General features: G+C 50.1%; 9 protein-coding genes. 5 read left to right on the forward strand and 4 right to left on the reverse strand.

Features of this window, described 5'->3' with window-relative positions; translation table 11 throughout:
- Positions 1-178: 178 nt before the first annotated feature.
- The 4 genes from JMF85_RS11560 to JMF85_RS11575 all read right to left on the reverse strand — a co-directional run bounded on the left by JMF85_RS11560 (position 179) and on the right by JMF85_RS11575 (position 3,447).
- The gene (locus JMF85_RS11560) at positions 179-994 is read right to left on the reverse strand and encodes a methyl-accepting chemotaxis protein (protein WP_127607181.1); all 816 of its coding nucleotides are present in this window, start codon (positions 992-994) and stop codon (positions 179-181) included.
- Between the two features lie 80 nt (positions 995-1,074).
- On the reverse strand, positions 1,075-2,049 hold the full coding sequence (locus tag JMF85_RS11565; RefSeq protein ID WP_127607183.1) for an electron transfer flavoprotein subunit alpha/FixB family protein: 975 nt from the start codon (positions 2,047-2,049) through the stop codon (positions 1,075-1,077).
- 23 nt (positions 2,050-2,072) lie between these two features.
- Positions 2,073-2,840, reverse strand: a complete 768-nt coding sequence (locus JMF85_RS11570; protein ID WP_201318218.1) for an electron transfer flavoprotein subunit beta/FixA family protein — start codon at positions 2,838-2,840, stop codon at positions 2,073-2,075.
- Positions 2,841-2,865: 25 nt separating this feature from the next.
- Complete coding sequence (locus tag JMF85_RS11575) at positions 2,866-3,447, reverse strand: fatty acid metabolism transcriptional regulator FadR (RefSeq protein WP_127607187.1); 582 nt, start codon at positions 3,445-3,447, stop codon at positions 2,866-2,868.
- A 138-nt stretch (positions 3,448-3,585) separates the two neighbouring features.
- Between JMF85_RS11575 and JMF85_RS11580 the strand changes: the two genes are divergently transcribed.
- From JMF85_RS11580 to JMF85_RS11600, 5 genes are all read left to right on the forward strand, one after another.
- A complete protein-coding gene (locus tag JMF85_RS11580) occupies positions 3,586-5,727 on the forward strand; it encodes a (Fe-S)-binding protein (protein ID WP_201318219.1) in 2,142 nt (713 codons plus the stop codon).
- Positions 5,728-5,747: 20 nt separating this feature from the next.
- The gene (locus JMF85_RS11585; protein ID WP_054797134.1) at positions 5,748-7,508 is read left to right on the forward strand and encodes an acyl-CoA dehydrogenase family protein; all 1,761 of its coding nucleotides are present in this window, start codon (positions 5,748-5,750) and stop codon (positions 7,506-7,508) included.
- A gap of 130 nt (positions 7,509-7,638) precedes the next feature.
- Positions 7,639-9,855, forward strand: coding sequence for a helix-turn-helix domain-containing protein (locus tag JMF85_RS11590; protein WP_155613796.1), 2,217 nt, complete (start codon positions 7,639-7,641; stop codon positions 9,853-9,855).
- Positions 9,856-10,049: 194 nt separating this feature from the next.
- Positions 10,050-10,841, forward strand: a complete 792-nt coding sequence (locus tag JMF85_RS11595; protein ID WP_236595825.1) for an alpha/beta hydrolase — start codon at positions 10,050-10,052, stop codon at positions 10,839-10,841.
- Positions 10,842-11,112: 271 nt separating this feature from the next.
- Entirely contained in the window at positions 11,113-12,306 is a 1,194-nt protein-coding gene (locus JMF85_RS11600) for an MFS transporter (RefSeq protein WP_141334220.1), read from the forward strand.
- Positions 12,307-12,332 lie beyond the last annotated feature (26 nt).

Raw genomic sequence — 12,332 nt, forward strand, 5'->3', positions numbered from 1 at the left:
TCCCCGCAGAAATAGCGCCGCACCTGACATGCGCACCTCCTTCAGGAAGGGGCTCATCTCGTGTTCATGTTGAAGCCTTAGGATGCCTCCATACATCGTGAACCTGCTCCCCGCAGGCACACGATGTATGGAGGCATCCTTGTCGTTTCGTAGGAATTCGTTTGGAGCACAAATTGCTTCAAACTTTGGCGGAGGCCAGCAATTCTTCCGACGTAACGTGAATGCCCTCGCACACCGTGTTGATTTTTTGCAAGCCGGCCGTATGTTCCTCCGAGAAGGCCGCTACATGCTCAATCGAATGATGCATCATGGACACGTTCTTTTGAATTTTATCCATCTGGAATTGAACATCCTGCGCAAACTGTTTACAATAATCGGCCATTTTCCTAATTTCCGATGCGATCACTTCAAATCCCCGGCCTTGTTCCCCGAGTCGTGCCGCTTCAATCGCAGCGTTCAGACCGAGCAGCTTGGAGTTCTCGGCAATTTCCTGGACGGAATTCAAGATCGCATAGCTCCGCTCCACATCCTTGATGATTTCTTCGGATTGCCCCTGAATGATTTGAATTTGCGTGGCCAAGTCAGTTGAGGTCTGGCTTATTTCCTGCGTGGAAATCGCCATCGTTTCAAGAGCGTTCGATATTTTGGAGGTCCCGTTTCTTAACATTTCGAGTCTATGCGTGGAAACGAGCGCGGTCAGCACGCCAAGCAGCTCGCCCTCTTCAAATACAGGCACCGCCGTAGAAATGTATGCGACTCCAAATCTTTCGGGCCCGCGTTCTTCCCGGAAAACCTGTTGTTCCTCCAGGGCCTTGGAAGTGACCGTCCCTTTGAATGTTGCCATGGGCTCCCCGATTTTAGTCGGCCAATCCAGGGTTCCCCCAGGCAGCTCCGCGATTACTTTCTCTTTATTGAACACCGTTAGTCTGACATCCTCGGGAAAAGCCAATTGGATAATATCCAGCAGGCCGGCCAGTTGCTCAAGTTTGTTCAAAGCGAAGCCCTCCTTAACTTGTTCATAGTATGTGCAAACCGTAACAAATTGCGGCTCTCGGGGTATTTGCGGTGAAGGCGCTAGGTGAGCGTTACTTTAAATTCTTCGGTCAATAGCGGCACCACATCGAATAAATCGCCGACAATGCCGTAATCGGCCACTTGAAAAATCGGAGCTTCCGGATCTTTGTTAATCGCGATAATAATCCGGGATTGGCTCATGCCGGCCAGATGCTGGATGGCGCCGCTAATGCCGCACGCAATATAAATTTCGGGCGTAACGACCTTGCCGGTTTGTCCGATTTGCATCGAGTAGTCGCAGTAGCCTGCGTCGCAAGCGCCGCGAGAGGCGCCGATCGCCGCGTTCAACGCCTCGGCCAGTTGCTCCAAAGGTTTAAAGCCTTCTGCGCTCTTTACTCCCCTGCCGCCGGCCACTATAATCTTGGCTTCGGTTAAGTCGACCTTCCCGGAGGCCTTGCGCACGACGTCTTTCACGATGGAGCGCAGCGCTGCGGGAGGGCTGTAGCTTACGGGAACGATCGGGGCCAGGGAGCCGGTTTTCTCCGCGGGAGGCACATTGTTCGGGCGAACGGTAACGATCGACGGCCCCTGAACAAACCGTTTCTGTTCCAACGCTTTTCCGGCATAGAGGGAACGTGTAAACAAGACGTTGGCGCCGGACTTCTCAATGGCCGTGACATCGGAGATTTGTCCTGCGTTTAAGTGGGCTGCCAGCATCGGAGCCAGGTCGCGCCCGATGCCCGTATGACCGAGGAATACCGCATCCGGGCGGATGCCGTCGATGAGCTCGGCTATGGCAGGAAAATAAGTATCCGGATTATAATTTTCCAGACTGGGATGATCCAGCACGTGGACGGACTCTACGCCGTATTGGGCCAGTTCTTCGGCCAAAGAAGTGATTTGATGCCCGGGAAAAACGGCAACGAGGCGATCCGCGTCATTTTTAGCGATTTTCGCAGCGTGAAGCGCTTCCAAAGTAACTTGACGCAGCTTGCCGGAACGTGCTTCGGCGATAACGATATAGGTTAGGCTCATAGGTATTCCTCCTCGATTGAATGTTAGATGGCTTTCGCTTCCGTGCGAAGCAGTTGTACCAATTGATGGGCTTGTTCTGCCGGGGTCCCCTGCAGAAGCTTTCCGGCGCCTCGGGCCGGCGGAAGGGAAAGGGAGGCCTGAACGGTTTTGGCGGCGATCTGTGCCGGCGTTAACCCGAGCTCATCCAAACCGATGAGGGTGAACGGCTTTTTCTTGGCTTTCATAATGCCGGGCAAAGAAGGATAACGGGGCTCGTTCAAGCCCTGTTGGGCGGTAAAGAGTGCCGGGAGCGAGATTTCCACCGTTTCCGTATCTCCTTCGGCATCGCGAAGAGCGACCGCTTTGTCACCCGAAATATCCAGCTTCGTAATGGAGGATACGTGTGGAACATGGATCAGCTGAGCCAGCCGTACGGCGACTTGGCCTGAACCGTGATCTACGGAGAAATTTCCTCCAAGGATAACATCGAACGATTGCTTGCCGAAATAAGCGGCTAAAGCGTTGGAGACGCTAAATTCGTCATTCCCGATGCGCTCGTCCGAGATCAGAACCGCTTCGTCGGCCCCCATGGCCAAAGCGGTTCTTAGCGCTTCGGCACAACGCTCCGGACCGACGGATACGACAACGACATGGCCGCCGTGCTGCTCTTTTAACCGGATGGCCTCCTCCACCGCATATTCATCGTACGGGTTGATGATGAATTTGACCCCGTTGTCGGCTATTTTCCCGTTCTCGATTACGATTTTTTCCTCGGTATCGAAGGTTTGCTTGAGGATGGCATAAATATTCATCGGAATCCCTCCTGCTTTGGATGTATTATTTTAAACCTTTGATTAAAAATTCAGTGGTGCTTTCAATAAGCGACGTCAGGGAATACTTTCGGCCCGATATCAGCCAAGAGGAAATGACTTGATCCATGGCCCCGAACAACAGCCTCCGGGCGTGCTTGACTTCAAGGTTAGGGCGAAATGCCCCCTCCTCCTTACCTTTCTGCAGCACATCTTCGATGAGCCTGAAGAACGGGCTCGTATACTGGCTGATTTCTTTGCGTAGTTCCATCGGATGTTGGCGCAGCTCTACGATGTTTAAGTAGGCGATATGGACGTTTTCTTCCATGAACGTAAATAAAATCTCGCATATGGCATGTATCGCTGCATCCGCATTCAAGGTTTCCTTCAGACGATCGGTTAAGAGCTGGGTAAAACCGGTTAACGTTGTGCGGTACACGGTCGTCAGGATGTCTTCCTTGTTCTGGAAGTATAAATAGATCGTACCGTCGGCAACACCTGCCTCCTTGGCAATTTTGGATATTTGCGCTCCGTTAAAGCCGTGTTCAGCGAATACCTTTAAAGCTGCCTGTAAGATGGCATCCGTTTTGTCAATTTTCTTTCTTGCCATGAAACCTCCGTCATGATAGAATAACTCACAATTAATGAATCTCCATTCATTAATTATTGTAGATGACGCCATATGAATTGTCAATGCTTGCAAGAACCGGAAGATAGCTTGCAGACCAAGGAAGGAAGGGAACGATGCATGACGTGGCAGTGGATTAACTTCATCTTGTTTTTGGCGGTAGTCGGGTATGGACTCTATCTGTTTTACAAAGCTGTGTTTCATCGATATTTATATGTAAAGCTCGGCCAGCCCGCCGAATTTCATTCGAGTCTGGAGGGCGGACGGCTTCAGGAATTTGTATCACAGGTATTTGCCCAGAAGAAGCTGATGAAAGATCCGAAGAGCGGCTTGATGCACATCGTCATTTTTTACGGCTTTATCATTCTGCAATTCGGCGCCCTGGATTTAATAGTGAAAGGTTTGACAGGCGGGGGCGCTTTGCCGATTCCAGGCTATGATGCATTCAGCTTGATGCAGGAAATAACGGTGTTCGTTATTCTTGTGGCGGCGGGTTATGCCGCATACCGCAGATATGTGGAGAAACTGCCCCGCTTGAAAAGAGGCTGGAAGCCGAGCCTGGTGCTGTTTTTAATTTTTTTCCTGATGATGACGGTCCTGTTCTCTCTCGGGTTCGAACGGATCTGGCTCATGCACGAGGCATCCGTGTACGCTCCGCTTTCATCGTTGATCGCTGCGGTCTTCAGCGGAATGTCCGAAACGGCTGCGAAAGCCGCGTTTTATATGTTTTGGTGGGCGCACTTGCTGATTCTTCTCGCTTTTCTCGTGTATATCCCGCAATCCAAGCACTTTCATCTCCTGACCGCACCGCTCAACATTTGGTTTCGCCGGGCTGAGCTGGCAGGCCGGTTAAAGAAGCTGGATCTGGACAATGAAGAGGCCGATAACTTCGGGGTAGGCAAAATCGAAGATTTTACGCAAAAGCAGATGCTGGACTTTTACGCTTGCGTGGAATGCGGCAGATGCACGAATGTGTGTCCTGCGTCGAATACGGGGAAAGCGCTGTCTCCGATGCATATGATTATGAAGCTGCGGGATCATTTAACCGAAAAAGGCGCCGCGATTACGTCCAAATCGCCCTGGGTGCCCGGATTTGCTTTCTCTTCGTCCGGCGTGCATGCGATGTCCGGGATCAGCGCGAACGGAACCAACTGGGATTCGCCGGAAGTGACCGATATTGGGCCGACCCTCGAATGGCAGAAAGGCCATTGGGCTGTGCAGGAGCGCAAGGCGGAAGAGCTCGAATTGATCGGAGACGTCATGACGGAGGACGAAATTTGGTCGTGTACCACGTGCCGCAATTGCGAGGATCAATGTCCGGTCGGCAACGAGCATGTCGACAAGATCATCGACCTGCGCAGGCAGCTCGTCTTGATGCAGGGCAGTGTACCGGCTGAAGGCCAGCGTGCGATGCAAAATATCGAAAGACAAAGCAATCCATGGGGCTTAAGCCGGAACGACCGCGAGAAGTGGACGGGGGAAATCGAAGGCTTGGCTGTGCCGACGGTGAAGGACAATCCGGATTTTGACATTCTTTTCTTCGTAGGATCGATGGGCTCTTATGACTTGCGCAGCCGCAAAATTTCCCGGGCTTTCGTCAGATTGCTGCATGAAGCCGGAGTCAGCTTCGCCATTCTCGGCAACGAGGAGAAAAACTCCGGGGATACGCCGAGGCGGATGGGGAATGAATTTTTATTTCAACAGCTTTGTCAGGAAAACATCGAAACCTTCCAAAAGTATGGGGTTAAAAAGATTGTAACCGCTTGCCCGCACACGTACAATACGTTGAAAAACGAATACCCGGAATTCGGGCTGGAGAATGTGGAAGTGCTTCACCATACCGAGCTGTTGGATCGGCTGGTCCGCGAAGGAAAGCTGAACCCGCAGTATGAAATAAAAGAACGCATCACCTATCACGATTCCTGTTATTTGGGCCGCTACAATAACGTTTACGAACAGCCCCGCAGCATATTGAAAGCGATTCCGGGCGTCGAATTGGTCGAGATGGAACGAAACCGCGAGAACGGGATGTGCTGCGGTGCCGGCGGCGGGATGATGTGGATGGAGGAAACGGCAGGCAAAAGGGTTAACGTAGCCCGTACAGAGCAGGCTCTGCAGGTCAATCCGACGGTCATTAGCAGCGCATGTCCGTACTGCCTGACGATGATGGAGGACGGTACGAAAATGAAGGAAATGGAAGACCGGGTGAAAGCGAAGGATATTGCCGAAATATTGGAACAATCCGTCTTCGGATTGAACTAAATGATGAAGGGGAGAGTAAGATGAATAAAATTGTGGGCGGCAGCTTTCTGGTGCAAGAAGCGGATTTGAATCGAATCGTCACACCGGAGGATTTCACGGAAGAGCAGCGTATGATCGCGCAATTGGCGGACGATTTTGTAACGAATGAATTAGAGCCGCTGGAAGAGGAAATGGAACATCAATTGAACGTCGAGTTAACAAAGGAAAAGCTGCGGACCGCGGGTGAACTGGGCTTGCTCAGCGCAGAAGTGCCGGAGCGGTATGAAGGCCTCGATGTGGATAAAGTCAGCGCGCTGTTAATCAATGAGAAGATCGTCAGAGCGACCTCGTTCTTTATCTCGTATGGAGGTCAGACGGGCATCGGTTCGCTGCCGATCGTGTTTTTCGGCAACGACGAGCAAAAGAGGAGATACTTGCCGGGTATTGCAGCCGGAGAGAAGCTGGCCGCCTATGCGCTGACGGAAGCCTCGTCCGGGACGGACGCACTGGGAGCGAAGACGCATGCTAAATTATCCGGCGATGGCGCTTATTATATATTGAACGGAACGAAGCAATTTATTTCCGGATCGAGCTTTGCGGATGTGTTCATCGTCTTTGCGAAGGTGAACGGGACGGACTTCAGCGCGTTTATCGTGGAACGGTCGTTCGACGGGCTGCATATCGGACCGGAGGAGAAGAAGATGGGACTCAAAGGCTCTTCCACCTGCTCGTTAACTTTGGAGGATGTGAAGGTTCCGGTTGAAAATTTGTTGGGAGAGGTCGGCAAGGGCCACCTGATCGCGTTCAATATTTTGAATCTCGGGCGATTGAAGCTGGCGGCGGGAGGCCTGGGGCTCTCCAAGGCGGCGATCGAAATTTCGGCTGCCTATGCGAATGAACGCAAGCAGTTCGACCGGCCCATTGCTTCCTTCCCGCTCATCGGCAAAAAGCTGGCCGACATGAATATCCGGACCTTCGCGCTTGAAAGTATGATTTACCGAACGGCCGGCTTGCTCGACGAGGGCTTGAGCGTGCTCGATCACAGCCATCCGAATGTCGATTCCTTGTCGGCCAAAGCGATTTCCGAATATGCGCTGGAATGCTCGATCAATAAAGTGTTCGGCTCGGAGGTTCTCGATTTTGTCGTGGATGAAGGATTGCAAATTCATGGGGGCTATGGGTACATTCAGGAATACCGGATTGAGCGTATGTACCGGGACTCGCGGATATTCCGCATTTTTGAGGGAACGAATGAAATTAACCGGATGCTGATTCCGGATACCCTGGTGAAGCGGGCGTTCAAAGGCGAGCTGCCTTTATTGGAGAAGCCGGGCGAGCTGCAATCCGTGCCCAGCTCCTCTGCCGGCGAAACGTTGGAACTCGAAGCACGGCTAATTGCAAACGCCAAGCATACGTTCCAATGGCTGCTGGCGCAAGCCGTACAAAGATATGACAAGAAGCTGAGCCAGGAACAGGAGATCGCCGGCAACTTGGCCGATATCGTCATTTCCATCTACGCCATGGAGAGCGTGCTGCTTCGGACGAAGAAAATGATGGCGCGGACTCGTGAAGACCAAGCCCGCCATGCCATTCAGATGACGATCGCTTTCGTGCATGAAACCGTCGACAGGATCGCATCCTGGGCCAAGGAAATGATATGCGCCGTCCTTTCCGGCGATGCGCTGCTTGCCGCGTTGGCGGCGTTGACCAAGGCAACGGCCTCCGTACCCGCCGTCAACCTTATTGATTTGAAAAGGAGCGTCGCTTCGCGAGTGATCGACGCGGAAAAATACGTCGTTTAATGGCAGGTCGGCTCTCCTCTCTAATTGCATTACTTTCCATGAGGCGATTTTCTAACTATAATAAAGATATTATTTTTCTTTATTGGCAGAAAATGTGGATGAGCGATGAATTCGAAAGGGGAGCGAACGGTTGGATACCCAGAAACAAAAACACCTATTAGAAAAAATCGATCACCATCTTCGAAAAACGGCAAGGCGGATGGTTCAGTTTGATACGCTGGACGAAACGCTGCATTACTTAATCGATTCGTTTCACGAGCAGTTCGCTTGCAACTATATGGCGATTATTATCAAGGACGGGCATACGCTGAAGATTAAAGCGAAGAAGGGCGAGGCCCCTCAGTTTGAGCAGCATTTTCCATTGAGCAGTGAAGCCTGTTTGCCCCGCGTTTATGGCGAGCCGCTCTGTACGTTTGATTTGATTAAAGAAGAAGACAATTGCTCTTTGTTATCAGGTTTAAATGCGGAGCAGTTTCAAACGTGGTTTACGTTCCCGATCCGGCAGGAGAACGAAGACAGCTTGGGCTTGTGCGTGATCGGCTTCCGTTCCTTTGTTCCTCTCGTACTCGGTGCGGAGAAGCTTTTCGAGGAATATGGCAAGGACATCGCGATCGCATTTGCCCTGGGGCAGCAAAAAGAAACCGAGCTTAAGAAAATAAAAGGGCTCGAGTGGTTGAAGGAAAATGTATATTTGGGCGGCTCCTCGTTAGAAGAGATCGTAAGTAAAATCGTGGAACGCGCAGGAAAAGGGACGAATGCGGAATCTGCCTTCATTTACCTGTATGACGAAGACACGAACTGTTTTCTGTATCAGCCCCCGTCTTACGGAATTAATATTCCGCAGGACAAGATCGATCTCAAGGAAGCCTACGATTTAAACCCGTTTTTTGCTTTCCTGGAAAAGCCGGGCGGCGGTGAAATTACAATTCCGTTGATCATCAATTTGAAAACGATCGGCGTCCTGCATGTCATCAATAAAGAGCATGCGTTGTTTACAGCCGACGATTTAGAGCTGCTGCAGTTTTTAGCCTCGCACGTTTCGGCTCTGATTGAGAATGCGAGATTGTATTCCAGTGAAAAAGACCGCAAATACCGGCTTGAAACGTTCATGCATCATCAGCAGGAATTGGTCAAGCATACACTGGAAGACGACGGATTCTCCAAAATTTCCGAGTTTTTGTCGGATATGATGAAATGCTCCGTTTTTTTGTTTGACCGGTTCTTTCATCTGACTTCGAGCTGTATCCTGGAATCCGATCCTGCGATGGGGGAGCGTATTCTATCCCAGGTGAAGAACGAAAGGCGGCACTTTCAGCAAAGCAAGCAATTGGAGTATTGGATCACGGTTAACGACCAGCTTGAATTCGGCATGTTTAAGGTCGTTGGAGCAGGTGATCTGTTGGGCTATCTGGGCCTGGCGATTCCCAGAAAGAAGCTCGATACCGTATTAAAGATGACCCTGAACCATGCGCTTAACGTATATGCGGTTCAATTCATCAAGCAGAAGGTTGTTCTTGACGTGCGGGAACAGGTGAAGGACAGCTTTTTCAATCAGTTATTTGTGGAGGAAATCCATAACAAAGGCAAAATATTAGAGTACGCCAATCTGCTGAATTGGAATATTCTCGAGCCGCACGTCATTGGATTGTTTTCCTTTGTGTTCGAAGAGAAGGAAGAGCAGAAATCCAATCTCCTTGAAGTCGATGCCCAAAAAACATGGATCTGGGATCGGATCCGCGACCATGTTTCCAGATCAGAGCCCGGGATTATCCTGACACGCAAGGATGAATATTATGTAACCATTGTTCCCCAAGCCAAAGCGACCGGTGCGTTTTGGAAAACCTTTTATGAAAGAATCAAGAAAATCATTAGCTCCGAGTTCGACCATGTGGCCAGTTATTTGGGAATCAGTCAAGAGGCCCATAAAATCGAAGATTACTATAATTGCTACAAGCAAGCGCAAAAAACGTTGGCTATTCTTTATAATCGCTTTCCGGACAAGCAATTTCTCAGCTTTCATCAGCTAGGCTCCTATACGGTGCTGTACAACTTGGCGGATCCCCATATCGTTCCCCTATTTTTGAGAGCGTATCTGGACCCGCTGCTGCAGTACGCTAACGGAAAGAACCGCGACCTGTTCGATACACTGAGGGTATATTTGCAGACGAACGGAAATATCAAAGATTCCTCCGATCGCTTATTCATTCACCGCAGCTCCTTTAAATACCGCCTGGAAAAAATCAGGGAAATCCTTCAGGTGGATATTGACGATGCCGAGCAGCGATTTAACATCATGCTGGCGTACAAGCTGTATGATCTGCATCTTACGGAAAGCTCCGATGCCTAAACCTTTGTTTACGGCGGAGAATTTTCATTTGTTCTTTTCCTGCATCACGAACGTACCCAATCATGGGTATTCATTGTATGATGATTTCAACACAAGGAATGACTTCGCTGCATAGAGAACGAGCATGAAGGTTTAAGTAACCGCTTTCTTACTCGCAGCCTTCAATCTTTGGCGATCCTAATTTCCCTCTTCATATGGATATTTTGAAGCCCGGCAGTCAAGAGCTTCTTCCCGCCGTTGTATTTGTTCCTGGCGGAGGCTTTATGTCAGCCAATAAAGACAGCTCTTTACAACAAAGAATGACGATGGCCGAATCAGGCTATGTCGTGGCAAGTATCGAATACAGAGTCACCCCCAGAAGCACCTTCCCTTCACCGCTAGAAGATGTAAAGTCGGCGATCCGCTACCTTCGGGCCAATGCTGCTAAATATGGTATTGATCCGGACCGTATCGCGGTGATGGGGAATTCAGCCGGCGGCTATCTGGCGGCATTCAGCGGAACAACCAATGAGGTTGCGGCATTTGACAAAGGCGATTATCTTCATCTGAGCAGCAACGTGCAGGCCGTCATTGATTTATACGGTTTGTCTGATTTAACGAAGGTAGGATACGGTTTCTCCAAAGAGGTGGAAGCTGTTCACGACTCTCCTTCCGCGCCGGAAGGGATGTGGGTAAACGGACCTGCGGTGTTCGGCCCCGGCGGATCGATCCATTCCAATCCTGAGAAAGCGGCCAAAGCCAATCCGATCACGTATATTACGAAGGATGCACCTCCATTCTTAATTATGCATGGCGATAAGGATACGTTGGTTTCTCCGAACCAAACGGAGATTTTGCATGAGGCTCTCGTAAGCCAAGGAGTGGATTCCACCTACTACGTGGTTCAAGGTGCCGGGCACGGCGGACCGCAATGGGTGCAAACGGAAATTACGGATATCCTTATCGCTTTCTTGGATAAACATCTGAAAGACAAGAAGCCGAAGTGAGCTTAAGAGGCTCCATCATGGCTTATCAAATCGTCCAACCTTCCATCGTTTTCGTTGGAAGGTATTTTCTTTCTTGTTCATACGTCACGATGCGGAAATTTATGCGCTTACTTTCCTGCACGATGAAGGTATTTTTTCGCCGGATTTCTTTTTATAATAAGATTTAAGGAAATCGGTTATTTTAACCCATCCAAATGTAAGCGATAACATTGTATCCAGTCAAAATGAAGGAGGAATCCGGGAAGCAGGTTTACTTTCGGAAGGTGATGTCATGGACCAGCAGCAGGATCAATTGTGGACCAAGGGATTTTTGGGGATCACACTTTGCGGGTTTTTATTATTTTTAAACTTACAGATGCTGATCAGTTCTCTCCCTGCGTATTTAAAGGAGCAATTTCAGGCCAGTGATTTCAGCATCGGAGTGATAACGGGCCTTTTCGCCTTATCCTCGGTGGCCGCGAGACTGTTTGCAGGCAGACCTGGCCAGAAAGAAAGAATGGGTCGGCTTTTGTTCCTTGGTTTATTCATCGCATGGATAGCTACAGCCGGCACCTATTGGTGTCATGCCTTAATCGCCATTTTAGGTATAAGAATGGTGTATGGTTTCGGCTTTGGCGTGGCCAGTACCGTATTGCCCACTATGGCATCCAATCGGGTTCCTCTCGCGCGAATGGGAGAGGGCATGGGGTATTTCGGATTTTCCAATACACTCGGATTGTCTGTAGGGCCCCTCATCGGGATGTATTTGCTCGCCAATTACGGCTTTGGGACTTTAACGGCCGCAGCTTCGATTGTTCTTCTTCTGATTTTTCCTATCATCTACGGGGTGTTGCCAGGAGCAAGCACAATGGCGACAGGAGCGGTTCGAGGGAAATCTTCACAAGGAAACACCTACTTTTCCCGGAAATTAGTTCTGCCCGCCATTTTGAATATGCTCTTATCCATCACTTACAGCGGCCTGATCGGTTTCATCGCACTGTTTGGCCTTCAGCGTAACATTGAAGGCGTGGGCAGCTTCTTTCTGGTTCAATCCTTGATGGTACTGCTGATTCGGCCTTTTGCCGGAAAAATATTCGATCGCAGGGGGCCTGTTGCCGCCGTGATACCCGGTGGTTTTCTGGTCATGCTGGGAGTCATTTTCCTTTCCTACTCGGACCGCTTGCTCGAACTTATTTTGTCGGCAATCGTCTATGGCTGCGGGTATGGGATGATCCAGCCGTCCATTCAGGCCTGGATGATCAAGGAAGTATCCGCAGATGAGCGGGGGATCGCGAACGGAATGTTCTACAATTCCATCGATGCAGGGGTTGCGCTCGGCTCCATCTTATTGGGCGTACTGGCCTCGGGTGTAGGGTACGGCTTGATGTATCGTTTGTCTTCCCTGTTTATGGCTTTGTTTTTATTGATTTTCGGGCTTTCGATCATGTTAACGCGTCATCGAAATAAGGTTACCCAAAATATGTAGGACACAGGAAGGTAAGGTGAATGATC

The sequence above is a fragment of the Paenibacillus sp. EPM92 genome (genome assembly GCF_016586185.1).
GTDB classification, from domain to species: Bacteria; Bacillota; Bacilli; order Paenibacillales; family NBRC-103111; genus Paenibacillus_G; species Paenibacillus_G validus.